Annotated in this window: 26 protein-coding genes and 1 pseudogene; 5 read left to right on the forward strand and 22 right to left on the reverse strand. The window is 70.6% G+C overall.

What is annotated here, in order from left to right; translation table 11 throughout:
* Window positions 1-52 precede the first annotated feature (52 nt).
* From era to hrcA, 9 genes are all read right to left on the reverse strand, one after another.
* Window positions 53-952, reverse strand: a complete 900-nt coding sequence (gene era / locus SALPAC6_RS0103075) for a GTPase Era (protein WP_018251982.1) — start codon at window positions 950-952, stop codon at window positions 53-55.
* Window positions 949-1,326, reverse strand: coding sequence for a cytidine/deoxycytidylate deaminase family protein (locus tag SALPAC6_RS0103080; RefSeq protein ID WP_018251983.1), 378 nt, complete (start codon window positions 1,324-1,326; stop codon window positions 949-951). Before SALPAC6_RS0103080 ends, era begins: the two co-directional genes overlap by 4 nt.
* Entirely contained in the window at window positions 1,319-2,734 is a 1,416-nt protein-coding gene (locus SALPAC6_RS0103085) for a hemolysin family protein (RefSeq protein WP_018251984.1), read from the reverse strand. Before SALPAC6_RS0103085 ends, SALPAC6_RS0103080 begins: the two co-directional genes overlap by 8 nt.
* Window positions 2,710-3,183 carry an rRNA maturation RNase YbeY gene (gene ybeY / locus SALPAC6_RS0103090; protein ID WP_018251985.1) on the reverse strand — a complete coding sequence of 158 codons (474 nt, stop codon included), beginning with the start codon at window positions 3,181-3,183 and terminating at the stop codon, window positions 2,710-2,712. Before ybeY ends, SALPAC6_RS0103085 begins: the two co-directional genes overlap by 25 nt.
* Before the next feature lie 17 nt (window positions 3,184-3,200).
* Complete coding sequence (locus SALPAC6_RS0103095) at window positions 3,201-4,259, reverse strand: PhoH family protein (RefSeq protein ID WP_026189274.1); 1,059 nt, start codon at window positions 4,257-4,259, stop codon at window positions 3,201-3,203.
* A 157-nt stretch (window positions 4,260-4,416) separates the two neighbouring features.
* Window positions 4,417-4,779 carry a histidine triad nucleotide-binding protein gene (locus tag SALPAC6_RS0103100; RefSeq protein WP_018251987.1) on the reverse strand — a complete coding sequence of 121 codons (363 nt, stop codon included), beginning with the start codon at window positions 4,777-4,779 and terminating at the stop codon, window positions 4,417-4,419.
* Window positions 4,780-4,836: 57 nt separating this feature from the next.
* Window positions 4,837-5,571: a 16S rRNA (uracil(1498)-N(3))-methyltransferase gene (locus SALPAC6_RS0103105; RefSeq protein WP_018251988.1), complete on the reverse strand. Its 735-nt coding sequence runs from the start codon at window positions 5,569-5,571 to the stop codon at window positions 4,837-4,839.
* A gap of 64 nt (window positions 5,572-5,635) precedes the next feature.
* Window positions 5,636-6,781, reverse strand: coding sequence for a molecular chaperone DnaJ (gene dnaJ / locus SALPAC6_RS0103110; RefSeq protein ID WP_018251989.1), 1,146 nt, complete (start codon window positions 6,779-6,781; stop codon window positions 5,636-5,638).
* Between the two features lie 69 nt (window positions 6,782-6,850).
* On the reverse strand, window positions 6,851-7,873 hold the full coding sequence (gene hrcA / locus SALPAC6_RS0103115) for a heat-inducible transcriptional repressor HrcA (RefSeq protein ID WP_018251990.1): 1,023 nt from the start codon (window positions 7,871-7,873) through the stop codon (window positions 6,851-6,853).
* 238 nt (window positions 7,874-8,111) lie between these two features.
* Here hrcA and SALPAC6_RS0103120 point away from each other — a divergent pair, with 238 nt between their 5' ends.
* On the forward strand, window positions 8,112-8,723 hold the full coding sequence (locus tag SALPAC6_RS0103120; RefSeq protein WP_018251991.1) for a DUF4870 domain-containing protein: 612 nt from the start codon (window positions 8,112-8,114) through the stop codon (window positions 8,721-8,723).
* Window positions 8,724-8,879: 156 nt separating this feature from the next.
* Here the strand turns inward: SALPAC6_RS0103120 and hemW are convergent, their stop codons facing one another.
* The gene (gene hemW / locus SALPAC6_RS0103125) at window positions 8,880-10,103 is read right to left on the reverse strand and encodes a radical SAM family heme chaperone HemW (RefSeq protein WP_018251992.1); all 1,224 of its coding nucleotides are present in this window, start codon (window positions 10,101-10,103) and stop codon (window positions 8,880-8,882) included.
* A 19-nt stretch (window positions 10,104-10,122) separates the two neighbouring features.
* Between hemW and SALPAC6_RS0103130 the strand changes: the two genes are divergently transcribed.
* Window positions 10,123-10,905, forward strand: coding sequence for an enoyl-CoA hydratase-related protein (locus SALPAC6_RS0103130; protein WP_018251993.1), 783 nt, complete (start codon window positions 10,123-10,125; stop codon window positions 10,903-10,905).
* A gap of 164 nt (window positions 10,906-11,069) precedes the next feature.
* Window positions 11,070-11,930: a hypothetical protein gene (locus SALPAC6_RS0103135; RefSeq protein ID WP_018251994.1), complete on the forward strand. Its 861-nt coding sequence runs from the start codon at window positions 11,070-11,072 to the stop codon at window positions 11,928-11,930.
* 10 nt (window positions 11,931-11,940) lie between these two features.
* On the opposite strand, the gene SALPAC6_RS0103140 is transcribed toward SALPAC6_RS0103135, so the two are convergent.
* The 3 genes from SALPAC6_RS0103140 to SALPAC6_RS0103150 form a co-directional block, all read right to left on the reverse strand.
* On the reverse strand, window positions 11,941-12,225 hold the full coding sequence (locus SALPAC6_RS0103140; RefSeq protein WP_018251995.1) for a GlsB/YeaQ/YmgE family stress response membrane protein: 285 nt from the start codon (window positions 12,223-12,225) through the stop codon (window positions 11,941-11,943).
* Between the two features lie 136 nt (window positions 12,226-12,361).
* Window positions 12,362-14,242 (reverse strand): translation elongation factor 4, encoded by a 1,881-nt coding sequence (gene lepA / locus SALPAC6_RS0103145; RefSeq protein ID WP_018251996.1) that lies wholly within the window; start codon window positions 14,240-14,242, stop codon window positions 12,362-12,364.
* Between the two features lie 196 nt (window positions 14,243-14,438).
* Window positions 14,439-14,975 carry a DUF4240 domain-containing protein gene (locus SALPAC6_RS0103150; protein WP_026189276.1) on the reverse strand — a complete coding sequence of 179 codons (537 nt, stop codon included), beginning with the start codon at window positions 14,973-14,975 and terminating at the stop codon, window positions 14,439-14,441.
* Between the two features lie 198 nt (window positions 14,976-15,173).
* Between SALPAC6_RS0103150 and SALPAC6_RS0103155 the strand changes: the two genes are divergently transcribed.
* Window positions 15,174-16,235, forward strand: coding sequence for a phosphotransferase family protein (locus SALPAC6_RS0103155; protein WP_018251998.1), 1,062 nt, complete (start codon window positions 15,174-15,176; stop codon window positions 16,233-16,235).
* 164 nt (window positions 16,236-16,399) lie between these two features.
* Window positions 16,400-16,666 (forward strand): 30S ribosomal protein S20, encoded by a 267-nt coding sequence (gene rpsT / locus SALPAC6_RS0103165; RefSeq protein WP_018251999.1) that lies wholly within the window; start codon window positions 16,400-16,402, stop codon window positions 16,664-16,666.
* 128 nt (window positions 16,667-16,794) lie between these two features.
* On the opposite strand, the gene SALPAC6_RS0103170 is transcribed toward rpsT, so the two are convergent.
* From SALPAC6_RS0103170 to nadD, 9 genes and pseudogenes are all read right to left on the reverse strand, one after another.
* A complete protein-coding gene (locus tag SALPAC6_RS0103170) occupies window positions 16,795-17,274 on the reverse strand; it encodes a hypothetical protein (protein ID WP_018252000.1) in 480 nt (159 codons plus the stop codon).
* Window positions 17,271-18,251 carry a DNA polymerase III subunit delta gene (gene holA, locus SALPAC6_RS0103175; protein WP_018252001.1) on the reverse strand — a complete coding sequence of 327 codons (981 nt, stop codon included), beginning with the start codon at window positions 18,249-18,251 and terminating at the stop codon, window positions 17,271-17,273. Before holA ends, SALPAC6_RS0103170 begins: the two co-directional genes overlap by 4 nt.
* 113 nt (window positions 18,252-18,364) lie before the next feature.
* Entirely contained in the window at window positions 18,365-20,785 is a 2,421-nt protein-coding gene (locus SALPAC6_RS0103180) for a ComEC/Rec2 family competence protein (RefSeq protein WP_018252002.1), read from the reverse strand.
* A complete protein-coding gene (locus SALPAC6_RS0103185) occupies window positions 20,782-21,609 on the reverse strand; it encodes a ComEA family DNA-binding protein (protein WP_026189277.1) in 828 nt (275 codons plus the stop codon). The genes SALPAC6_RS0103180 and SALPAC6_RS0103185 overlap by 4 nt, the downstream gene beginning before the upstream one ends.
* Window positions 21,610-21,763: 154 nt before the next feature.
* Window positions 21,764-22,624, reverse strand: coding sequence for a DegV family protein (locus SALPAC6_RS0103190; RefSeq protein WP_018252004.1), 861 nt, complete (start codon window positions 22,622-22,624; stop codon window positions 21,764-21,766).
* A 153-nt stretch (window positions 22,625-22,777) separates the two neighbouring features.
* Window positions 22,778-23,272, reverse strand: a pseudogene (locus tag SALPAC6_RS0103200) (hypothetical protein); the annotation flags it as partial.
* 91 nt (window positions 23,273-23,363) lie between these two features.
* Window positions 23,364-23,996: a histidine phosphatase family protein gene (locus SALPAC6_RS0103205; protein ID WP_018252007.1), complete on the reverse strand. Its 633-nt coding sequence runs from the start codon at window positions 23,994-23,996 to the stop codon at window positions 23,364-23,366.
* On the reverse strand, window positions 23,993-24,391 hold the full coding sequence (rsfS, locus tag SALPAC6_RS0103210) for a ribosome silencing factor (RefSeq protein WP_018216623.1): 399 nt from the start codon (window positions 24,389-24,391) through the stop codon (window positions 23,993-23,995). Before rsfS ends, SALPAC6_RS0103205 begins: the two co-directional genes overlap by 4 nt.
* A gap of 109 nt (window positions 24,392-24,500) precedes the next feature.
* Window positions 24,501-25,097: a nicotinate-nucleotide adenylyltransferase gene (nadD, locus tag SALPAC6_RS0103215; RefSeq protein ID WP_026189279.1), complete on the reverse strand. Its 597-nt coding sequence runs from the start codon at window positions 25,095-25,097 to the stop codon at window positions 24,501-24,503.
* Window positions 25,098-25,246 lie beyond the last annotated feature (149 nt).

Below are 25,246 nucleotides of genomic sequence, written 5' to 3' on the forward strand. Positions count from 1 at the left end.
ATCGAAGGCTGACAAGTCACTCGGAACATTCGGCCACAAGCCGGGCGGCCGGCTAAAAGCCGAGCTTACGGAGCTGCTTCGGGTCCCGCTGCCAGTCCTTCGCCACCCGGACGTGCAGGTCGAGGTAGACCCGGGTGCCGAGCAACTCCTCGATCTGCCGCCGCGCCCGGATGCCGACATCCCGGAGCCGGCTGGCCCGATGCCCGATCACGATCGCCTTCTGGCTCGGCCGCTCGACGTACACATCGGCATAGATCTTGATGACGCGTTCCGCGGGGATCATCTCCTCCACCACCACCGCGATGGAGTGGGGTAGCTCATCGCGCACACCCTCCAGCGCCGCCTCCCGGATCAGCTCGGCGACCAACACCTGCTCCGGTTCCTCGGTGAGCATGTCGTCCGGGTAGAGCTGCGGTGACTCCGGCAGGTAGCGGGTCATCACGTCCACCAGCGTGTCGACCTGGTGCCCGGAGACCGCGCTGACCGGCACGACCTCCGCGAAGTCCGCCAGTTCACTCACCGCGACCAACTGCTTGGCCAGCTGCTCTCGGTCAACCAGGTCGGTCTTCGTCACCACCGCGAGCACGGTCGCCTTCAGCTCGGCCAGCTCACCGGTGATGAAGCGGTCACCCCGGCCGATCGGCTCGTCCGCCGGGATGCAGAGGCCGATCACATCAACCTCGCTCCACGTCTGCCGTACCAGATCGTTGAGGCGCTCGCCGAGCAGCGTCCGGGGCCGGTGCAGGCCCGGCGTGTCGACCAGCACGAGCTGCGAGTCGGGCCGGTGCAGCACCGCCCGGATGACGTGCCGGGTTGTCTGCGGCTTACTCGAGGTGATGGCGATCTTCTGCCCGACGATCGCGTTGGTCAACGTCGACTTGCCGGCATTTGGCCGTCCCACGAAGCAGCCAAAGCCGGCCCGGTACGGCTGCCGGAGGTTCGCGGAAGTCACTCGGCCACCGTCCCGAGGAGCGTGCCGTCCGGGGCCGCCACATGGATGGGCGCGTCGGCAGCGAGGTCACGGACCGCCGCATGGCCAGCACCGTCCAGCGTTGACGCCTCGGTCACCACCGCCGCGGCCTCCAGCCGGGTGCAGCCAGCCGCCGCCGCCGAGCCCACAGCGAGTTGAAGTGCGGTCAACGCCAGCGAAGGCAGCGAGACGCTCGCCGCGGCGTACGTCCGGCCATCCTGGTCCCGGACGGCGGCACCTTCGACGGCACCGACCCGGCCCCGCGCCCCCCGGGCCAGGACGACCAGTTTGGCGTCCTCGGCGGTCAGCTCCACCGGGGTGGACCCGGTAGTCGGTACGGCGGGTGACTCAGGCATCGGCGGGTTGCCTCTCCTCGGCTTGGTCGGTGTCGCCCGGGGTGTCGGTGGATTCGCCACGCCCCGGATCGTGCTGTTGGTCGGCCGACTCCACCCGGCGCACCAGGACCGTGTCGATCCGGTTGCGCCGCCCGGTGGTGCCCTCAGCGAGCAGCCGCAGACCGGCCACCTCCACCTGGGCGCCGGGGATCGGGACCCGGCCCAGGGACTGCGCGAGCAGACCGCCCACCGTCTCCACCTCATCGCTGGGCAGCTCGGTGTCGAACAACTCGCCGAGGTCCTCCACGGGCAGCCGCGCGGTAACCCGCACCGCATCGTCGTCGAGGTGCTCGACCGGCGGACGCTCAACATCGTACTCGTCGGTAATCTCGCCGACGATCTCCTCCAGGATGTCCTCGATCGTGACCAGCCCGCCGGTCCCGCCGTACTCGTCAACGACGATCACCAGGTGGTTCCGGGCAGCCTGCATCTCCGAGAGGAGGTCGTCAACCGGCTTGGACTCCGGCACGAAGGTGGCCGGGCGCATCAGCTCGGCCACCGGGAGGCGCCGATCCTCCGGGGCGCCGCCCTGCGTGCGCCGGATCAGATCTTTCAGGTAGAGCACGCCGAGCACGTCGTCAACGCTCTCGCCGATGACCGGGATACGGGAGAAGCCGGAACGCAGAAAGAGCGCCAGGGCCTGGGAGAGCATCTTGTGCCGCTCGATCCAGACCATCTCGGTGCGCGGCACCATCACCTCGCGGACGATGGTGTCACCGAGCGCGAAGACCGAGTGGATCATCTGCCGTTCACCATGTTCCACCACGCCGCGCTGCTCGGCCAGATCGACCAGTTCGCGGAGCTCCACCTGGGTGGCGAAGGGACCCTCGCGGAAACCGCGACCCGGGGTGACCGCATTACCGATCAGGATCAGCAGCGAGGCGAGGGGGTTGAGCGCCCGACCCAGCCAACGCACCAGCGGCGCCACCCCGCGACCCACCGCGTAGGCGTGCTGCCGGCCGATGGTACGTGGTCCGACGCCAACCACCACGAAGCTGACCACGGTCATCGCCCCGGCCGTCACCACCGCAGCCAGCCAGCCGGCACCGAGCGAGTCGACCGCGACCAGGGCTACCAGGGTGGTAGCGCTCAACTCAGCGAGCAGCCGCAACAGCAGCAGCAGGTTGAGGTGCCGGACCACGTCCCCGGCGACGGACTGTAACGCGCGGGCGCCCCGGGCTCCGTCGCGGACCAACTCGGCCGCCCGGGCCGGCGAGACAGCGGCGAGCGCCGCCTCGGTCATCGCGATCAGGCCGGCGAGGACCACCAGCCCGGCCGCGAGGAGTACCAGCTGCACGTCGGGAAGGCCGGACGCACCGGCCGTCGCTGCGGCGAGAGAGGCCATCATCGTGACCGGGTCGACCGCCAACTCACCAGCAGCCGGGCTTGGAGGGCGAACATCTCCCGTTCCTCCTCCGGCTCAGCGTGGTCGTAGCCGAGCAGGTGCAGCACCCCGTGCACGGTGAGTAGGTACAGCTCATCGGCGGTGGAGTGACCCGCGGTAGCCGCCTGCTTGGCGGCCACCTCGGGGCAGAGCACGATGTCACCGAGCAACGCCGGCTCGGCGCCGACGGTGGCGTTCTCCCCCGGCCCATGGTCAACGCTGCCCTCGTCCATCGGGAAGGCGAGGACATCGGTGGGGCCGTCCCCGCCCATCCAGCGGTGGTTCAACTCGGCCATGTAGTCGATATCGACGAGCAGCACGGACAGCTCGGCGAGCTGGTTGACCCCCATTTCGTCGAGGGCGTGCCGGGCGACGGCGAGTATCGCGTCGGTGTCGACGTCAACCCCGGACTCATTGGCAATCTCGATGGACACTGTCTTCCTTCGCCTCGTTAGCGGCGCCGACCGGCGCGGCCACCCTGGGTGGGCCGCCCGGGCACCGCCTGCACGCTCTTCGCCTGCTGATTTTCCCGCTCCACGTCCCAGCGGGCGTACGCGTCAACGATCTCCCCAACCAGCCGGTGTCGGACCACGTCCGAGCTGGAGAGCTGGGCGAAGTGCACGTCCGCCACGTCGGTGAGGATCTCCCGGACCACCCGCAGGCCACTGGTCGTCCCGCCGGGAAGGTCCACCTGGGTGATGTCGCCAGTGACAACAATCTTGGAACCGAAGCCGAGCCGGGTGAGGAACATCTTCATCTGCTCAGGCGTGGTGTTCTGCGCCTCGTCCAGGATGATGAACGCGTCGTTGAGCGTACGACCCCGCATGTACGCCAGCGGCGCCACCTCGATCGTGCCCGCCGCCATCAGCTTCGGGATCGACTCCGGGTCGAGCATGTCGTGCAACGCGTCGTACAACGGTCGCAGATACGGGTCGATCTTCTCGTTCAGCGTGCCGGGCAGGAAGCCCAGCCGCTCGCCCGCCTCGACCGCCGGCCGGGTGAGGATGATCCGGTTGACCTGCTTGGCTTGCAGCGTCTGGACCGCCTTCGCCATCGCCAGGTAGGTCTTGCCGGTGCCGGCCGGACCGATGCCGAAGACGATGGTGTGCGCATCGATGGCGTCAACGTAACGCCTCTGCCCGAGCGTCTTGGGGCGAATGGTGCGACCACGTCGGGAGAGGATATTGAGCGTCAGGACCTCGGCGGGCCGCTCGGCGCTGCCCTGCTCGAGCATGCCAACGGTGCGCCGAACGGCGTCGATGGTCAGCGTCTCACCTTTCTCGATGAGTTCGATCAATTCGCCAAAGAGCCGTTCGGCGAGAGCATTGTCCGCGGGTGCGCCGGTGATCGTGATCTCGTTGCCCCGAACATGCACGTCACTGCGGACGGAGCGCTCGACCAGTCGCAGGATCTCATCGCCCGCACCGAGGAGATTGACCATCATCTTCGGTTCCGGGACGGTAATCCTGGTTTGTGCCCGGGGCGGGCCGGGAGGTGGGGTGCTGGTCATAGGTTGGGCCGAGTGGCCCTGAGCCACCTGCTCTCGATCTCGGCGCCGGGCCGGTCGCCGCGGCGTACTGGGCGTTGCCCCCATCGTATCGGGTCAACCGCCAGGGCACCTCGCCCAATTCCCCTGACCGGCACCGACCGGCCGGTCCTCACCGCCGTCAGCCGGGGCTACCCGCCAGCATCGGCCCGAGCGGCGCACCGCCGAGCAGGTGCGCGTGGACATGGAAGACCTCCTGGCCGCCGTACGCTCCGGTGTTGAAGAGCAGCCGGAAGCCGTCACCGAGCAGCCCCTCCTCCTCGGCCACGGCGGCGGCGGTGGCGAGCACCTCGGCGGCGAGCCTTGGGTCCCCCTCCGCCAGGGTGGCCACGTCGGCATAGTGCTCCTTCGGAATCACCAGCACGTGCACCGGAGCTTTCGGATCGATATCGCGGAACGCGAGGGTTGTCCCGGTCTCCCGGACAACCGTGGCGGGAATCTCGCCGGCGACGATCCGGCAGAACAGACAGTCAGTTGGGCTCACCGGGGCAGTGTAAGGAACGGCTCCGGTCACCCGCCGCCCAGAGCGGAAGAACCTGCGCTACCAGCGGCCTAGACGGGCGGCGAGCACCGAGAGCGCCGCCACTCCGGCGGTGGATGTCCGCAGCACCGACGGGCCCAGCCGCACCGTCCGGGCTCCGGCCTCGGCGAAGGCGGCCAACTCGGCCGGGGCAACGCCGCCCTCGGGGCCTACCACCAGCACGATCTCGCCGCGGTCGGGCAGCTCCGCGGTGACCAGACGCTCCCCCGCCTGCTCGTGCAGCACGAACGCCGCCGCAGCGCCGGCGATCCGGCGGGCCACCTCGGAGGTGGCTTCGGCCGGCGCGCCGGTCACCACCGGCAGCCAGGCCCGGCGGGCCTGCTTCGCGGCCTCCCGAACGGTGGCGACCCACTTTCCTCGGGCACGTGCCCCCCGGTCACCCCGCCACTGGGTGACCGATCGCCCGGCCGTCCAGGGCACGATCGCGTCCACCCCGACCTCGGTCATCGCCTGCACGGCCAGCTCACCCCGGTCCCCCTTGGCCAGCCCCTGCACGACGACGAGCCGGTGGACGGGGGCGGGCAGGTAGTCCCGGGAGGTGATCCGAAGGTCAAGCACGCCCTGTCCCACCGCCGTGACCACGGCGACGGCCGTGCCGCCGCGGCCGTCAGCGAGCAGCAACTCCTCGCCGGCCCGCAACCGCTGCACTGTCGCGGCGTGATGCCCCTCCGGCCCGTCCAGGGTCGCCGTCTCGGCGGTGGGCAACGACTCGACCAGGAACAGCGGCGCGGACACGGTGCCAGGCTAGCGACCGTCCCGGTGTCCCGGGCCGCTGGCCTGGACACCGGGACGGGTCGAGTCAGGCGTGGCCGTTGAAGGCGTCCCGCATCCGCGAGAAGAAGCCGCCCTGCTTGGTCAGCTCGGCGACCTCCTCGCCCCGGGTCTGGGCGAACTCGCGCAGCATCTGCTCCTGGTCGGCGTCCAGCTTGGTCGGCGTCCGCACGTCCAGGTGAACAAAAAGATCACCCCGGCCGGTCCCGCGCAGGTGAGGCACACCACGGGCGCGGAGCCGCAGCATGCTGCCGGGCTGCGTACCGGGCTTGACGTCAACCGGCTCCTCGCTGTCCAGCGTCTTGATGGTCAGGCGGGTGCCGAGGGCCGCCGTCGTCATCGGGACAGCCACCCGGCAGTGCAGATCGTCGCCCTTACGGGAGAAGACATCGTGCGGACGTTCGTGGATCTCCACGTAGAGATCACCGGCGGTGCCACCGCCGGGACCCACCTCGCCCTGCTGGGCCAGCCGAATCCGCATCCCGTCCTCGACCCCGGCGGGAATCTTGACGGTCAGCGAGCGCCGGGTCCGCACCCGGCCGTCCCCGGCGCAGCCGGGGCAGGGGTTCGGAATCGTGGTGCCATAGCCCTGGCAGGCGGCACACGGCCGGGCCGAGACCACCTGCCCAAGGAAGGTGCGCTGCACCGACTGCACCTCGCCCCGCCCGCCACACGCCTCGCAGCTCTCTGGATGAGTGCCGGCGGCGGTGCCCGCGCCGGAGCAGGTGGTGCAGAGCACGGCGGTGTCGACCGTGATCGGTGCCTCTACGCCGAACGCGGTCTCGGGCAGGTCCAGTTCGAGGCGCAGGATCGCGTCGGAGCCCGGCCGGGTGCGGGGGCGCGGTCCCCGCCCGCCGCCGCTGGCGGCCCCCCCGAAAAAGGCATCCATGATGTCCTGGAAGCCGACGAACGGACCGGCCTCGCCGGGTCCACCCGGCCCCCCACCCCCGCCGCCGGGGGCGAGCGGGTCGCCGCCGAGGTCAACAATCTGCCGCTTCCGGTCGTCGGAGAGGACCTCGTACGCGGCGTTGATGTCCTTGAACTTCTCTTGCGCCTCCACGTCCGGATTCACGTCCGGGTGGTACTTGCGCGCGAGCTTGCGGTAGGCGCGCTTGATCTCGTCGTCGGAGGCTTCCCGGCTCACGCCGAGGATGCCGTAGTAGTCCTTGGCCACTGCGTTCGGTGTCCTCATGTTCGTCTCGCTTGCGCCGACCGCCGGCCCGATCCGGCCGGACGGTAATGCCTAGTTCTGGGCCAGCAGGTCGCCCACGTAGCGCGCCACGGCCCGAACCGTGGCGATGGTGCTGGGGTAGTCCATCCGGGTCGGCCCGACCACACCGAGACCACCCAGGATGGTCACGCCTGGTCCGTAACCGGTGCTCACCACGGAGGTAGCGCGAAGATTGTCGATTTCATTCTCGTCGCCGATCCGGACGCGCATCGCGCTCGGCTCGACCTCCCCGATGAGTTTGAGGAGGACCACCTCCTCCTCAAGCGCCTCCAGAATGGGACGCAACGACCCCTGGAAGTCGAGCAGGCCACCACGGGTGAGATTGGCGGTGCCAGCGAGGGCGATACGCTCCTCGTGCCGTTCGACCAGCGTCTCCAGGAGGACGGTGGAGAGTGTGACCATGGCCGGTCGAAGCTCCCCGCTCACCTCGTCAACCAACGCCTGCACCAGCGGCGGTGTGTCGGCGAGCCGGGTACCGACCAGCTTCTCGTTGACCAGCTGACGCAGATCGATCACGTCGTCTGGGGGGATCGGCCCGGGTAGCTCGACGAGCCGCTGCTCGACCCGACCGGTGTCGGCGATCATGACGAGCATCAGCCGGGTGGTGGAGATCGGCACCAGTTCCAGGTGCCGAACCGAGGACCGGGCCAACGACGGGTACTGCACGACGGCGACCTGCCGGGTGAGCTGGGCCAGCAGCCGGACCGTGCGGTGCACCACGTCGTCGAGATCGATCGCGCCGACCAGGAAGCGCTCGATCGCCCGACGCTCGGCCGGAGTAAGCGGCTTCACCCGGGACAGCCGGTCCACAAAGAGCCGATAGCCACGGTCGGTGGGCACCCGGCCCGCGCTGGTGTGCGGCTGCCGAATGTAGCCCTCCTCCTCCAGCACCGCCATGTCGTTGCGGACGGTCGCTGGGGAGACCCCGAGTTGATGGCGCTCGACCAGCATCTTGCTGCCGACGGGCTCCTGCGTGGCGACGTAGTCCTCGACGATCGCGCGCAACACCGCGAGTTTACGGTCGTCGAGACCCATCCCTCCCCCCTTCCTCCTACAGCGCGTCGGCCCATCGAGGCACTTCCTGGCACTCGACTCTAGCGAGTGCCAGTCTACGTCGGCACGCCCGCCAACGCGATGATCAACAAAGATCGAGTACCGTCATCGGATGGCGGCGCGGGGCCAGCCGCCTGCCAGCACCGACATATAGTGATCAGCCGGACAACCAAGGTGGTCAGGTACAGGGCTCGTTGTCCACTGCGCCTACGGTGACCCCATGACGGAACCACCTCGCCCTCCCGCCGACGGAGAGCCTGGGCCCCCCAGCCCGGGCCCCGACGACCTCACCACCCCGCTGTCCGGGACACCTGGCCCGGGTAGCTTTCCGCCACCGGGCAACTACCCACCCCCCGGCGGTACGCCCCCGCCCGGCGGCTACCCACCCAGTGGTGGCTACGGCCCACCCGGGGGCTACCCACCCAGTGGTGGCTACGGCCCACCCGGGGGCTACCCACCCAGTGGTGGCTACGGCCCACCCGGGGGCTACGGGAACAGCGAAGACCGGACCTGGGGCCTCGTCGCGCACCTCGGCGGCGCGCTCGGCGCACTGATCAGCTTTGGTCCGCTCGGGTTCGTCGCCCCGCTGATCGTCTACGTGACCCGCGGCAAACACTCACCGACCGTCCGCGCGCAGGCCCAAGCGGCGCTCAACTTCCAGATCACCTGGTCCTTGATCGCCTTCGTCCTGCTCTTCGTGGGCTGGTGCCTGCTGTTCCTCCCGAACATCGCCGTCGTGGTGATCCAGATCGTGTTCGGCATCATCGCCGCCGTACGGGCGAATGAAGGCCGGCAGTACCGCTACCCGATGTCGGCCAGCCTCATCAAGTGACGCCCGACGGGCCGCATCCCGACGGGCCGCATCCCGACGGGCCGCATCCCGACGGGCCGCATCCCGACTGGCCGGATCCCGACTGACCCGGGTTCCGGCCAGTCGGCTCCGCCGGTGGTTCGTGGCCACCGGCCGGCGAGGACCGGAAGTCGCCGATCAACCGAGCAGGTCCCGCACCACCGCGTCCGCGAGCAGCCGACCGCGCAGGGTCAACACCGCCCGACCGTCGCCGTACGCCGCCTCGGCCAGCAGACCGGCCGCCCGCGCCCGATCGGCACCGGCGCGACCGGCGGGGTCCAACACCTCCAGCGGCAGGCCCACGGCGAGCCGAAGCCGCAGCATGACGTCCTCCAGGTGCGCCTCGTCGGCGGTCAGCACCTCCCGGGCCAAGCCCGGCGACGCCCCCGCCGCGAGCCGTTGCGCGTACGCCGTGGGGTGTTTGACGTTCCACCAGCGCACCCCGCCGACGTGGCTGTGTGCCCCCGGGCCGAGGCCCCACCAGTCGCCGCCGGTCCAGTACAAGAGGTTGTGCCGGCACCGGGCAGCCGGTGTCCGCGCCCAGTTGGAAACCTCGTACCAGGAGAAGCCGGCCGCGTCGAGGGCCGCCTCCGCCGCCAGGTAGCGGTCCGCAGCGACGTCGTCGGAGGGCTGCGCCAACTCGCCCCGCCGCACCTGCGCCGCGAGCCGGGTCCCCTCCTCCACGATCAGGGAGTACGCGCTGACGTGGTCCACCCCCGCGGCGACTGCCTCGTCGAGCGAGGCGGCGAAGTCGGCCGCGCTCTCCCCCGGCGTCCCGTAGATCAGGTCCAGGTTGACGTGCGCGAACCCGGCCTCCCGGGCCTCCCGGGCGGCGGCGACGGCCCGGCCGGCGCTGTGCCGCCGGTCCAGGATCGCGAGCACGCCGGGCGACGCGGACTGCATCCCCAGGGAAATCCTCGTGTAGCCGGCGGCCCGCAGCGCGGCGAGGGATCGCGGGGTGACCGACTCCGGGTTGGCCTCCGTGGTGACCTCCGCGTCGGGGGCCAACCCCCAGGTGCGATCGATGGCGTCGAGGATTCGCGCGAGGTCTGCCGCGGGCAGCAGGGTAGGGGTGCCACCGCCGACGAAGACCGTGTCGACCCGGGGCGGGCGGTGCTCGCCCAGCACCCGGGCTGCCAACGCGAGTTCGGCGAGTACGGTGTCGGCGTGCTCCTCCCGGCTGGCACCACCACCCAGCTCGGTCGCCGTGTAGGTGTTGAAATCGCAGTACCCGCACCGGCTGGCGCAGAAGGGGACGTGTACGTACACGCCGAACCCTCGCGTTCCCACCGAGGTCAGGGCGGTTGTGGGCAGCGATCCATCCATCGGGATGGTCTCGCCTGCTGGTAGGAGACCGGGCATGGCCACTAGTGTGCCCGGCATGACCTCTCCCGACGCGCTGGTGCGAACTGTCACGGCCGGCGGGGTGACCACCCTCACCCTGGACAGCCCGCACAACCGCAACGCGCTCTCCACGCCACTGATGACCCAGCTGCTCGACGAACTCGCCGCGGCGGTCGCCGACGACGCCGTACGCGCGGTCGTGCTGGACCACTCCGGACCGGTCTTCTGCTCCGGCGCCGACCTGAAGGAGACCGCCGCCGCGTACGCCAGCGGGACGGTTCCGGCCGGGATGCTCGGCGACGTGCTCGCGGCCGTCTGGGAGTGCCCGAAGCCCGTGGTGGCGCGGGTGGCGGGACCGGCACGGGCGGGCGGGCTGGGCCTGATCGCCGCGGCCGACCTGGCGGTCTGCGCCCAGCAGGCGACGTTTGCCTTCACCGAGGTCCGGATCGGGGTCATCCCAGCGGTGATCTCGGCGACGGTGCTGCCCCGGCTGCGGCCCCGCGCCGCGGCCGAGCTGTACCTGACCGGGGACACCTTCGACGGGCAGCGGGCCGCCGACATCGGTCTGGTCACCGCGGCGGTGCCGCTGGCAGACCTGGACACCGTCGTGGCCCGCTACTGCGACTCGCTGGTCCGGGGCGCACCCGGGGCACTGGCCGGGGCCAAACAGCTACTTCGCCGCCCCGCCACCGTCGAGCTGCGGGGCGAACTGGCCGACCTGGCCACGCTCTCCACCGGCTACTTCCTCTCGGCGGAGGGCCGGGAGGGCGTCACCGCGTTCCGGGAGAAGCGGCCAGCGAGCTGGGTACCGGGCGAGTAGCCCGGGTTTCTGGCCGGCTCGGCACGGGAAGTCGCTGGCGCGCCCACCGCCGCCGCGACCGACCGGCAGCCGAACCGACCGAACGCCCGGGTAGCACCGCCCCGGCTGGCCGGCGGCTCACCGGGCACAGGGGCTTACGCTTGTCGGACTCATCGAAACAGGGGGTGCAGGTGCGGACTCGGGCACTCGTAGCGACTGGCGTCGTTCTCGCGCTCGTCGCCATGGTCGGGCTCTTCGTCACCTTCCGGCACATCGCGGATGGGCTTCGGCTCCCGTTCGCCGGGCGGAGCTGCACGGTCCAGGCAGACGGCCAGGTGGAGTTGGATGCCGGCCAGATGGCCAACGCGGCGACGATCGCGGCCATCGGGGCGCAGCGCGGCATGCCGGAACGGGCGGTCGTGGTGGCGCTGGCGACCGCGTACCAGGAGTCGGGGCTGCGCAACCTGGCCGGCGGCGACCGGGACTCGGTGGGCCTGTTCCAGCAACGGCCCAGCCAGGGCTGGGGCTCGCCAGCCGAGATCCGGGACCCGCGGTACGCGACGAACACCTTCTACGCCGCGCTGGCGAAGGTGCGCGACTGGGAAGAGATGCGGGTCACCGACGCCGCCCAGACGGTGCAGCGCTCGGCCTTCCCGGAGGCGTACCAGAAGTGGGCCGACGAGTCGGAGGTGCTGAGTCGGGCCCTGCTCGGTCAGGCCAGCGGAGCGGTGGCCTGCGCCGTCAACGACGATCCGCAGCACCGCGGGGCCACCGCGACCGCGGCGCTGGCCCAGGGGCTCACCCTGGACTGGGGGCTCGCCCCCGAAGCCGCGGCGGCCGGCCCGACCCGGCTGACCCTGACCGTGGACGACGAGCAGGATGGCTGGCGGTACGCGCACTGGCTGGTGTCACACGCCCAGGACAACGGGGTCCAACTAGTCCACTTCCAAGGGCTACGGTGGACCGCCGAGGAGGGCGTCTGGGCCCCGGTAGCCGGCAAACAGAGCCCCACCCGGGTGGTCGCCGAGGTCCTCGACGCCCCCTGAGGACGCCGGATCACCGGTGAGCGCTGCCACCGCGCCAGCCCAGGCGCGCCACCACGGCCACCGCGATGGCGGCGAAGACAACCTGGAGCAGCAGCTCACGCCAGTCGAACCCATCCGCTTCGGCGAAGCCGACGGATCGGGCGACGATCGCCCCGAGCAGCGCGGCACCGACGCCGATCACCAGGTGTAGCCAGCCGGGCATATCCTGCCGGCCCGGCACGACCAGACGGCCCAGCGCCCCGACGATCAGACCGACGAGCAGCGTGGTGAGGATGCCGGAGACGGTCAGCTCCACGGTCGTTCTCCTCTGCGGGGAAGGGCGAGTCCGGCGGTGACCGGCGACGCGGTGTGCACCGTTCCCGACCTGAGGAGCCCCACACCGCCGGCCTACGGCCAGGCGCCGGGTGCCCGCTCCGCCACGGCAGCCGTACTCACTTCTTACCGGACGTCTTGCCGCCGCCCCCGGAGTCCGCGGAGAGCGCGGCGATGAATGCCTCCTGCGGCACCTCGACCCGGCCCACCATCTTCATCCGCTTCTTGCCTTCCTTCTGCTTCTCCAGCAGCTTGCGCTTACGGCTGATGTCACCGCCGTAGCACTTCGCCAGGACGTCCTTGCGGATTGCGCGGATCGTCTCCCGGGCGATCACCCGGCTGCCGATCGCCGCCTGGATGGGCACCTCGAACTGCTGGCGGGGGATCAGGGAGCGCAGCTTCGCGGCGATGGTGGTGCCGTAGGCGTAGGCCTTGTCCTTGTGCACGATCGCGCTGAACGCGTCAACCGGCTCGCCGTGTAGCAGGATGTCCACCTTGACCAGGTCGGAGGCCTGCTCGCCGGAGGGCTCGTAGTCCAGCGACGCGTACCCCTTGGTGCGGCTCTTGAGCTGATCGAAGAAGTCGAAAATAATCTCCGCCAGCGGCAGGGTGTAGCGCAGCTCCACCCGGTCGGCGGAGAGGTAGTCCATGCCGAGCAGCGTGCCCCGACGGCCCTGGCAGAGCTCCATGACCGCGCCGACGAAGTCGTTCGGGGTCAAGACCGTGGCGCGCACCACCGGCTCGTACACCTCGGCGATCTTGCCGGTCGGGTACTCGCTCGGGTTGGTCACCACGACCTCCTCGCCGTCCTCGTTGATGGCCCGGTAGACCACGTTCGGCGCGGTGGAGATCAGGTCGAGGTTGAACTCCCGCTCCAGCCGCTCCCGGATGATCTCCAGGTGCAGCAGGCCGAGGAAGCCGCAGCGAAAGCCGAAACCGAGTGCACCGGAGGTCTCCGGCTCGTAGGTCAGCGCCGCGTCATTGAGCTTGAGCCTGTCCAACGCGTCCCGCAGGTTCGGGTAGTCTGACCCGTCGATCGGGTAGAGGCCGGAGTAGACCATCGGCTTCGGGTCCTTGTACCCGCCGAGCGGCTCATCCGCCGGCCGCGCGTTGATGGTGACGGTGTCACCCACCCGGGACTGCCGGACATCCTTCACGCCGGTGATCAGGTATCCCACCTCGCCGATACCGAGCGCATCCGCCTTGACCATCTCCGGGGAGATCACACCGATCTCCAGCAGCTCGTGGACCGCGCCGGTAGACATCATCTTGATCCGGTCCCGGGCGCTGATCTGCCCGTCAACCACCCGGACGTAGGTGACCACGCCCCGATAGACGTCGTACACCGAGTCGAAGATCATTGCCCGGGCCGACGACTCCGCCACACCGACCGGCGGGGTGAACTGTCGGACGATCTCGTCGAGCAGGTGCGGTACGCCCTCTCCGGTCTTGCCGGAGACCCGGATGCAGTCCGCCGGATCGCCGCCGATCAGGTGGGCCAGCTCCTCGGCGTACTTCTCCGGCTGCGCCGCCGGCAGGTCGATCTTGTTGAGTACCGGGATGATGTGCAGATCGTTCTCGAGCGCCAGGTAGAGGTTGGCCAGGGTCTGCGCCTCGATGCCCTGGGCGGCGTCAACCAGCAGGATCGCGCCCTCGCAGGCCGCCAGGGAGCGCGAGACCTCGTAGCTGAAGTCAACGTGCCCAGGGGTATCGATCATGTTGAGCACGGCACTCTCGCCGGCCCGCTCCCCCTCCCGAATCGCCCACGGCATCCGGACGGCCTGGCTCTTGATGGTGATCCCGCGCTCTCGCTCGATGTCCATCCGATCGAGGTATTGCGCCCGCATCTGTCGGGGGTCGACCACACCGGTGAGCTGCAACATCCGGTCGGCCAGGGTCGACTTCCCATGATCGATGTGGGCGATGATGCAGAAGTTCCGGATGCGCGCCGGTTCGGTGGCACCAGGAGTGTTCGCGCCGGAATCGAGCGTCGGTGGCACAGCGGTCCGTTCTGGTCGACTGACGTTGAGCGGGCCGGCGCGGCACCGGCCCCCTCTATGCTCCCACGCCATGCTCACGGGTCCGCTGTGCGGGCAAACCCGAGCACGCCCCGCCGACGGACCGGGCCTACTCAGCGGCCGTCCGGACTCTTCGGCGGAGCAGCCCGGCGAAGAGCTGATAACTGAACCAAACCGACTACTCGCCCGGTGGCTCGACGAAGAGGGCGGCGAGTTTCGGGAGCCGGCGGCGCGCCTCATCCGCGTCGTCGAAATCCCAGAAGTCGTTCAGGTCCGGCACCGCAACCGGGTCCCGGTCCGCCGGCAGCTCGGTCGCGGTCGCCTTCCGGTACGCCTCCCACGGCACCGCCAGCATTCGGGCGCAGGCGAACTCCTCACCCGACAACGACGCGGTCCGTACCGGCGGCAGGTCGGCCAGCGAGTCCGGCTCGGCGACGGCACGCGCGAACACCTCGCGCCCCTGGGCCATCAGCCAGCCGCGGAAGTCGTGGAAGCCGTCGTCGGAGATACCACCGTTGATCAGGTACGCCGCACCCCAGAGGTCCACTCGGTGCGAGGCGGCCAGCACCCGGGCCTGATGGCGCGTGTATCCGAGGATCTCCTCCGGCTCCCGCGCCGCAAGCAGGTCCACAGCCCGAACGGCGACCGCGTCCGACGTTCCCCCGCCCCCTATCCGGGCCTCGTCGATCAGCTGCCAGAAGTCGTCGGTCCGCATGACCCGCCAGTCTTCCAGAACCACCGGTCGCGGGCGCCCAACCGCCTTCCCAAGCCCACCGGTCACGGCTCGCCGCAGACACCGGCCGTTCCCGCATCGACACACCGCCTCGTAACCGTCGACACATTGCCTGCTTTACCCGGTGGACTGGCAAATCCGTACGACACTGGAAAGATGCCGAGTTCGCCCCCGCACCCCGTGACCACCCGCCGGCCCGGCTGGTCCGACCTGCCAGTGGGTATGCGGGCCGCCCTCGCCGACCGCCTCGGTGCTCCTGTGGTCGCCACCCGTACCGCGACCGCCGGCTTCACCCGCGGCTTCGCCGGCGTGCTGTCCGCCGCCGACGGCGGCCGGGTCTTCGTCAAGGCCGCGCCCCGCGACTCCCACCTGGCCAACTGGTACTGGCGAGAGGCGACGGTCCTCGACCGGCTCCCACCCGGGCTGCCGGCGCCCCGAACCCGCTGGACCCTGGCGGAGTCCGGCTGGTTCGCCGTCGCCCTCGACGTGGTTGACGGCTATCCGCCCGAACACCCGTGGGAGCCGTCGGAGCTGACCACCATCCTGACCGCGTACGCAGAGGTCGCCGCCGCCCTGGACCCACCACCCAGCGACCTCGGCGCGCTCAACCCACCACACCTGGCCGACCTGGCCCAAGCCGACATCCTCCGCTGGGGTGACGTGACAGCGGGCCGAGAGCTCCCTCCGCCGCTACCGGCCGGGCTCGAACAGCGGCTGCCCGAACTGGTCGGGCTCGAGTCCCGACTCCCGGGCTACCTCGCCCCGGCGTCCGGGTTGATCCACGGCGACCTGCGGCCGGACAACGTGCTACTCACCGCACACGGGCAGGTGTGGTTCTGCGACTGGACCTGGCTCTGCCGCGGTCCGGCCTGGTTCGACCTGGTCACGCTTCTCCTCGGGGGGCAGGCCGTGGAGCAGCAGGAGGTCACCGTCGCAGCGCTGGCCGGGAGCGGCGGCGCAGGCTCCCCGACCGAGCCAGCGAGCTCCCCCTTCCCGGAGGCCGCCGTCGGACCGACGCCCGCCCTGACCACCGATTGGCTGGATGCCGCCTTCGCGGCCCACCCGGCTGCCGCCGACGCCCCGCCGGATGCCCTGGATGTCACGCTGGCGGCACTGGCCGGCTACTTCCTCACCACGGCGGCCACGGTTCCGGAGACCGCGACCGAGCAGCTCGCGGCCCACCAGCGCCGCAGCGGCGAGTACGCGCTCGACTGGCTCGCCCGCCGCCAGGGCTGGAACTGAACCCCGCCGGAGCTCCGCCACCACTCGCACCGCGCCCGTCGGGTGGCCCAGGAGGCAACTTTGGCGCTACCCGAGCGACCTGGTAGCCTGGCACTTCGCGCGACGATGACGCATGCTCGCCGCGCGGATGCAGACCAACCCGAGCTATCAGACGAGGCTGTCGCGTGGCGAACATCAAGTCCCAGATCAAGCGCAACCGGCAGAACGAGAAGCGCCGGCTGCGGAACAAGTCGGTCAAGTCGTCGCTGAAGACCGCCATCCGCAAGTTCCACGAGGCCGCCGAGACCGGCGACATGGAGAAGGCGACGGTTCTCATGCGCGATGCCGCCCGCAAGCTGGACAAGGCCGCCAGCAAGGGCGTTATCCACGCCAACCAGGCTGCGAACCGCAAGTCGGCTATCGCCAAGCGCGTGGCGTCGTTCTCCGCCTGACCCAGCCATACCAGGTTGGGACGAAACCCCGGTCCGATCCGGTCCGGGGTTTTGTGCTGCCCCGTCGCACGCCGCTGATGCCGACCGGGGCAGCGGTCGCGCTGCCGAAGTCAGCGCTCGGCCCGAAGTCAGCGCTCGGCCGGGGGCGCTCCGGTCGCGGGCAACTCCCGCGCTCTGGTCGGGGGCAACTCCCGCGCTGCGGCTGGAGCCAGCTCCCCGGGACGCTCCGGGGCGGACGAGACGGCGACGCCGGGAACGCTGTGCCAGATCCAGCCAACCCGCGCGGTGCCGACCACCGGCTCCATCTGGTGGCGGAAGCGGTCCCGCTCCTGGTCGGGCACGAGCGCCGCGGAACGGACGACCCGCGCCGCCACCACGTCGTTGATCTTCACCATCACCGCGACCATCGCCGGCAGCACCAACACCGACCACCAGCTGACCAGTTCAGCGAGCGCCAGTAGCGCCGCCAGCGCGACAGCCCCCTCGAAAAAGACGAAGCAGAGCACTCCACCCGGGTTGACGAACCGCAGACCCAGAAGGCGCGCGTACAGCGGCCGGTAGCGCTCCTCCTCCGCCACCAGGGTGGCCCACGACCTCGGTCCGGTCACCGGGCGCCGCCCTGCCGCGCCGCTGCCACCGAGAAGACGGCCCGCTCCAGGGCGTACGCCCGGTCGTCCGAGCCCCCCTTCACGGCCGCGTTGCACTCGGCCGCGGCCCGCATGGCCTGCACCAGCCCCTCCGGCGTCCACCCGCGGCTCTGCCGCTGGGCCCGCTCGATCTTCCAGGCCGGCATACCGAGGGAGCTGGCCAGCTGGTAGGGGCTTCCCCGCCCGGCGGAGGCGACCCGGGCCACGGTACGCACGCCGTCGGCGAGCGCATCAGCAATCGGCACCGGGTCAACGCCGACGTGTAGCGCCCAACGCAGCGCCTCCAGCGCGGCCGGCACGTCGCCCACCATCGTCGCGTCGGCGACGGTGAAGCCGGACACCTCGACCCGCCCCCGGTAGTACCGGGCCACCGTCTCCGGGCTGATCTTCCCGTCGGTGTCGGCCATCAACTGCGAGCAGGCGGCGGCGAGTTCGCGCAGGTCATTACCGACCGCCGCGATGAGCGCCTCGGCGGCGGAGTCGGTACACCGGCCACCCGCCCGCCGAAACTCGTCGCGGACGAACGCCGCCCGCTCCCGGTGCCCCTTCAGCCGAACAGCCGGCACCACGGTCGCGCCGGCCGCCTTCAGCCCGTCCGCGAACGCCTTGCCCTTGGCCGCACCGAGGTGAAGCACGACCAGCTGCACCTCGGGGTCGGGGTCCTTCGCATATGCGAGGAGGGCCGCCGCCAGATCCTTACGCGCGTCCTGGCCGGACCGCAGGATCAGCAGCCGCCGTCCGCCGAAGAGCGACGGACTGAGCATCTCCGCGATCTCACCGACGGTGAGGGAGCCGGCTTGATACTCGCGGACGTCCACCTCCGGATCCACACTCCGGCTCTGGGCGACCGCCTCGGTGACCGCGCGAGTAGCGAGAAGTTCCTCGTCACCGAGGACGAGCAGAATCGGAGCGAGGCTGGTGGCGGTCACGCCGCCCATATTCGCATGGTCAGCCGAGCACGCCAGCCCGGTCGTCCGCCCTCCGATGTCAGAGCCCGCACTCAGCGCAAATCCCGACTTTTACGTCTGTTTCACCTTGAAAACTGACATAACTAACGCCTGGTCGGGTCCTCGGCGCCGCGGGTGACGACGGCCAACCCGGACGGTCGGGTCACCACGGCAATGTCCCCATCAAGGTCGGTGCGGAGGATCCGGGCTCCGCCGCGGGCAAGATGACCCAGCACCGACGCATCCGGATGCCCGTAGGTGTTCTCCTGGCCGACCGGGACCACCGCGACCAGCGGCCGGACCGCGTCGAGAAACGCCGGGTCCTGATACGCCGAACCGTGATGGGCGACCTTCAACACGTGCGCGCGGAGCCCACCCGCCGGCGCATGGTCGAGCAGGGCCTGCTGCTCCTCGATCTCGGCATCTCCAGTCAACAGGATCCGCACCCCGTTGACGGTGGCCAGCAGGACAAGCGAGTTGTTGTTCGGATCGGAACGGGTGCCCCGCAGCGGAACCGGTGGACCGATCAGGGTCAACTCCACCGCACCGGCCCGGTAGCCCCAACCGGCCGGCGCGGAGAATATCTCGATGGGACCTGCCGCCGCCGCAACCTGGACCAGGTCCCGGCCGAACGCCGGCTCCGACCACGACGGAGCGAGCACAGCCGCGACCCGCCGCCCCCGGAGGACACCGGCCACCCCACCCACATGATCGTGATGGAAGTGGCTGATCACCAGCAGCGGTACCTCCCGGACACCGATCCGACGTAGGCAACGATCCACCACCCCCGGCTCCGCCCCGGCATCCACCACCACCCCCCGCCCCGGCCCAGCCGGCAGAACCAGCGCATCACCCTGACCGACCGCACACGCCACCACCACCCAACCCGCCGGCGGCCAACCAGCAGCCACCAGCCGCACCGGCAACGCACCGAGCACGGCCGCAACCGCGGTCACCGCCACCAGCCGGCGCACCACCCGGCGACGGACCGCCACCAGCAACGCCACAGTCAACCCCGCCAGCAGTAACGCACCCCCGACCCCCGCCGGCCAGGGCAACGCCCCGGCCGGCGCCCGCGCCCCGTAGTGCGCCACCGTGACCAGCCACCACGCCGGCCAACTGGCCAGCCAGGCCAGAAACTCCGCACCCGCCGACCAGAGCGGCGACAGCGCCGCCGCCACCACACCGAGCACCGTGGCCGGCGCGATAGCCGGTGCCACCAACAGATTCGCCGGCACCGCGACCACACTGACCGTGCCCGAAATCCCGGCGACCACCGGCGCGCAGGCCACCTGCGCAGCGGCCGGCACCGCCAACGCCTCAGCAACCCCCGCCGGCACCCGACGACGGCGTAAGGCGTCCCGCCAACGCGGCGCCAACAACAGCAACCCACCGGTAGCGAGCACTGAGAGCGCGAAACCGAAATCTCCCGCCAGCTCAGGATCGACAAGCACCAGCACCGTGACCGCCGCGGCCAGAGCCGGCAACGCCGCTCGCGGCCGACCAACGGCGAGCGCAGCCAGCCCGATCGCGCCCATCGCAGCCGCCCGCACCACACTCGGCGACGGACGAACCAAGATCACAAACCCCACCAACGCGACCACACAGAGCCCCGCGGCAAGCCAGGGACCCGCCCGCCCCCAACGAGCAAGCAGCAACACCGCACCAACGACGATCGCGACGTTGGATCCAGATACCGCTGTCAAGTGGGTCATTCCGGTGTCGAGAAAGTCCTCCCGCACCGAATCGGGCAGCCGACTCGTGTCGCCCACCACCAGGCCGGGCAGCAGGCCACCCCGCTCGTCCGGTAGCGGCTCGCAGGCTTCCTGGAGGCCGGTGCGGAGCGTGCCGGCGGCACGCTGCAAGCCCGGCGGCGACCCGTGTGGGACCGGAGCCCGGTTTGACGACAGGACCGCAGCGGTCAGATCGCCGCCCCGCGGAGCAGCGAGCCGACCTTCGGCGGTCAGCCGCTGCCCCGGCAGCAGTGCTCGCCAGGCCGGCTCGGTAGCGAGGACCAGCATCCGGACCCGCGCCTCGACCCGGTGCCCGTCAAGACCGGTGATGCGAGTCGACTCCGCTGCCACCAAGAACGTGGCGGGTCGCCCAGAACCAGACCGGACCAGCCGAGGATCATCCCGGACGACCAGGTCGACGGTTACGGTGGCCCGCTCCTCGACGAGGGCACGCACCGGGGTAGCGTCCCGTACGGCTACCCGGGCGGCGGTGACGCTCGCTCCGCACACCACGCCGAGCAGGACGGCGATGGCCGTCCAGCCATACCGGCGGACGGCTGCGGGCGGCCGGCCGAGAAGCCCAGACAGGTAGACCCCACCGGCGGCGGCCACCACAGCGGCGATCGCGGCGACGAGCAGCGACGCCCCGGCGTGCAGGTACAGGCCGGCCAGCGCGGCCAGCCACGCGGCGGTGGCCAGGCCAGCCAGCCGGAGGTCCGGCGGGTCGGATGCGTCTGGTGCAGTTGCCCGACGAGCAGGCCCAGGGCGCTGCCCGTCGCGGTGGCTTCTCACACCGTCACCAGGTCCTTGAGCTGCTCGTACCGGGTGTCGCCGATGCCGCCAACCTGGCGCAGGTCGCTCACCGACCGGAAGCCGCCATGCTCTTCACGGTGGTCGAGGATGCGCTGCGCGAGCACCGGGCCGACTCCGGGCAGCGTGTCGAGCTGCGCCAGGGTGGCGGTGTTGAGGTTGATCTTGCCGCCGGGCACCGCTCCCGCCTCCCCACCAGCGGGAGCCATCCCCGGTGGCGCGGTGACACCGATCAGGATGAGTTCCCCATCGGCTACCTTCCGGGCCGGATTGAACAGCGCGACATCAACACCGGGCAGCGCCCCACCGGCTGCCTGCACCGCGTCGGCGACGCGGGCACCGGCCGGCACCCGGACAAGTCCCGGTCGGCGGACCTTACCGGCGACCGCCACCACCAACTCACCACCCGCCTCCGTCGGTTCGACGGAGGCGGACGGAGCGACCGGTGTCACCGCTGCGACCGGCTCGACCGGCTCGACCTGAGGCCGGGACTGCCACGCCCAGAAGCCCGCCCCGAGCACCACCAGCACGGCGACGAGAGCCAATGCCCGCACCCCACGCCGCCCCGGATCGAAAGCGCCCGGTCCCGACAAGACTCGGCTCGCAGGCTCTCCGTCCAGTTGGGCGGTGGGCAGCGGCTCCCCCTCCCACCCGTCAGGTGGGGTGCCTCGTGGACTGTCCGGCGCCTCCGGTCGCGTCATCGTTGCCGGGGCCTCCGCCATCTGCTGGCCGATGCCGGACAGTTCGCCTGCCGGCAGCACTCGGTGCAGGCGGTCCCGGACCACCCTCTCCTCGTCGTATGACACGGCGCGACGCTAGGCCGACGGGCGAAATGAGTGCTCACCGCGCAAGGCTCCGCTGTGGATGGGAGCGCGCCTGTGGACAGCCCCCTGACCATGGTCGCGATGTGCTACCAATCGCGCCTCCGACAGCCCATCCGCTGGAGCACGAGCAGCCTGGTCAGCCCTCGGCAGGCGGACGGCGGTGCACGACCACGCAGACCAGGCCGGGCCCCGCATGCGCGGCGACCACCGCACCGGCCTCTGTGACGTACGTGCTCCGCAGGCGGTCACCGAACCGCGCCGCCAACGCCGTCTGGAGTGCCTCGGCGCGCTGCGGCGCGGCAAGGTGATGCAGAGCCAGGTCAACGTCGGCGTCCCCGGCAGCCTCGACAGCGAGGTCCACCAGGCGGGCGACGCCCCGGCTGGCGGTACGCACCCGGTCCCGGAGGACGATCACCCCATCCGGCATGTGCATGATCGGCTTCACCGAGAGCGCAGTGCCGAGCAACGCCGAGGCGGCATTGATCCGGCCGCCCCGACGGAGAAACTCCAACGTGTCGACGTAGAAGTAGATGGTGGTCCGCGCTACGGCCTGCTGGGCGGCAGCGTGAGCGGCGGTCAGGTCGGCACCGGCTGCCGCAGCCTCGGCAGCGGCCACCGCGGGGAATCCGATGCCCATGCCACAGGAACGGCTGTCCACCACCGCCACTCGGTCGCCGAACTCCGCGGCGGCCAGGCGCGCGGACTCGACAGTGCCGGAGAGCCCCGCGGACAGGTGCACCGAGACGATGCCGTCGGCACCGTCGTCGAGGAGTCGACGGTACGTGCGCACAAACTGCGCGGGGGCCACCCGGGAGGTACTGACTGACACCCGCCGCGCACTCAAGGCCTGGGTGGCGTCAGCGGGAAAGGTCTCCACCCCCTCCCGCCCTTCCACGCCGTTGAGCACGACGGTCAAGGGCACCACTGTTAGCTGGTGAGTGGCCAGCAGCCCAGGGGGAAGGTAGGCGGTGGAGTCGGTGACAACCGCGATGGGCATGCCGGAACGCTAGCCGATGCGGACCGGCGTCGCCGAGGCAGAAACCGGTCAGAACCGCCGGAGACGACTGGTGGCCGGCACCCTGGTTCGGGTGCTGGCCACCAGTTTCTTTCCCCCTTGTGTGGGTTGGGTCTGGTGTGTGGTGCGGGTGGGTTAGCTGGTCCAGTGCTCGGCGACGAGGTCGGCGGCCTGGGTCTCCCACTGGGCGTAGTGGAACGGGAACGCCGACACCTGCACCGTCTGCGCGGCTTCGGTCAGGGGCATGTCCTGCCAGCCCTCGACCTGCTTGAGAGCATCCAGGAACGCGGTGGTGGAGTAGGCGGGGTCGGTGATCTGCTCCACGCTGCCCCAACCACTGGACGGGCGCTGCTGGAACAGGCCCTGCGAGTCGTGGTCGTTGCGCGCACCCAGGTGGCCCAGGTTCTCCAGCTTCGACTCCTGCAGACTGGTGGCGATGGCGACCACGGCGGCCCGCTCGTCCATCCCGGTGGCCTTGGTGGCCTCGATGATGGCCTTCACGTTGCCGGTCTGCTCGTCGCCCAGGTCGATGCGGGACTGCTCACCCTGGGTGCCGTGCGGGATCAGCGTGCCCATGTCCGGCTTCTCCGCCCGCACCACAGCCGCGGCCGAGGCGGGGGTGGGGTCGGTGCCCCCGACCACACCCAGTCGGGCACACACCAGACCCCCGGAACTTAACCGATGTATGCCTACAAACCGGAGAGCCGCCGGCGGAGATCCGCTACAGGTTGCTACAGGTGAGGTCGGCGTCGTAGCGGGGCCCAATGTTGTGTGCCCGTAGGCGCCAACCCCGCAGTTCGTCGTGCCACAGCTCGGTCCAGTGGCAGTTACGCAGCGAGTCGATCGTACGCAGCACGGCGGGCTCCCAGCCGAGTAGCTGACCGATGCCCTGCCGGGCACCACCAGCATGGGTGGCGACCACCACCGTCCCGTCGCCGACGGTGTCGGCGGCCTCCTGGAACGCGACACCCAGCCGCTTACCGAGGTCGTCCAAGGTCTCGATGCCGGCTCCTGGGTCCGGGTCACCGGCCCGCCAGCGGGCGTACTCGTCCGGGTACTGTTCGGCCGCCTCGGTGAGCCGCAGCCCCTGCCAGGGCCCGAAGTGCCGTTCCCGCAGCCGGATGTCGGTGTGGATCGGCAGCCCGGTCAGGGCGCCCAGAGCGGCGGCCGTGTCTGCCGCCCGCCGCAGGTCACTGGCGAAGATCGCATCGGGCTGCAGCCCGGCGAGTAGCTGGGCCGCAGCACGGGCTTGCTCCCGACCGAGGTCGTTCAGACCGGTGTCGGTCTGCCCCTGCACGCGGCCGCTGGCGTTCCAGTCGGTGTTGCCGTGCCGCCAGACAATCAGCCGAGTCATTCGGCGGCGCCGGGCTCAGCGGCGGCAAGATCACGGTCAACGAAGGGAATCTGCGGGCAGTCCTTCCAGAGCCGGTCCAACGCGTAGAACTCGCGCTCCTCGGTGTGCTGGACGTGCACAACGATGTCCACGTAGTCGAGCAGCACCCAACGACCGCCCCGCTCCCCCTCACGCCGGACCGGCTTGGCCTTCTCCGGCAGCTGCAGCAGGCGCTCCTCGATCGCGTCAACGATGGCGAGCACCTGACGCTCGTTGGGGGCGGCGGCGAGCAGGAACGCGTCGGTGATGGCGAGCTGATCACCCACATCAATGATGACGATGTCCTGCGCCCTCTTGTCGGCGGCGGCCTGGGCGGCGGCGGTCGCCAGCTCGTGTGCGCGTTCGGAAACTGTCACCGTTCTCCTTCGATCATGCGTGCGACCCTCCAAGCGTCTCACATGAAAGGGCGAGACGGCCGGTCGGTTACGGCGCGTCCGGGCCGTAACGGCCCCAGACCGGGACGGATCACTGCTGGTAGAGCCGCCGTTTTGCGATGTACTGCACCACACCGTCGGGCACCAGATACCACAGCGGCTCGCTCCGGGAGACCCGGGCCCGGCAGTCGGTGGAGGAGATCGCCATCGCGGGCACCTGCACCAGGCTCACCGTGTCGGCGGGCAGGTGGGCGTCGGACAACCTGAAGCCGGGCCGGGTCACCCCGATGAAGTGGGCCAACTCGAAGGCCTCGTCCAGGTCCTTCCACGAAAGGATCTTCGCCAGGGCGTCCGCGCCGGTGATGAAGAAGAGCTGCACCTTGGCGCCATACAGGGCCCGCAGGTCACGCAGCGTGTCGATGGTGTAGGTGGGACCACCGCGGTCGATGTCGGCCCGACTGACCTGGAAGCGAGGGTTGGAGGCGGTGGCGATGACCGTCATCAGGTATCGGTCCTCGGCGGGGCTGACCGGCTCGTCTGCCTTCTGCCACGGCTGCCCGGTGGGGACGAAGATCACCTCGTCCAGCCCGAACCGATCGGCGACCTCGCTCGCTGCGACCAGGTGCCCATGGTGGATCGGGTCAAACGTGCCGCCCATGATTCCCACCCGCCGGATATCTTGCTCCACCCCGCGATCTTAGGCCGACCGCAGCCAGCACCGGCGCCGCCCCGGCTACCCGTCGCCCGAGGCCGACGCGGATCCGGCCTTCCCGCTGCACGAGGCCGACCCGGATCCGGCCTTCCCGCTGCCCGAGATCAACGCGGGCTCGGCCGAAA

It is taken from the genome of Salinispora mooreana (assembly GCF_000379065.1).
GTDB lineage: Bacteria > Actinomycetota > Actinomycetes > Mycobacteriales > Micromonosporaceae > Micromonospora > Micromonospora mooreana.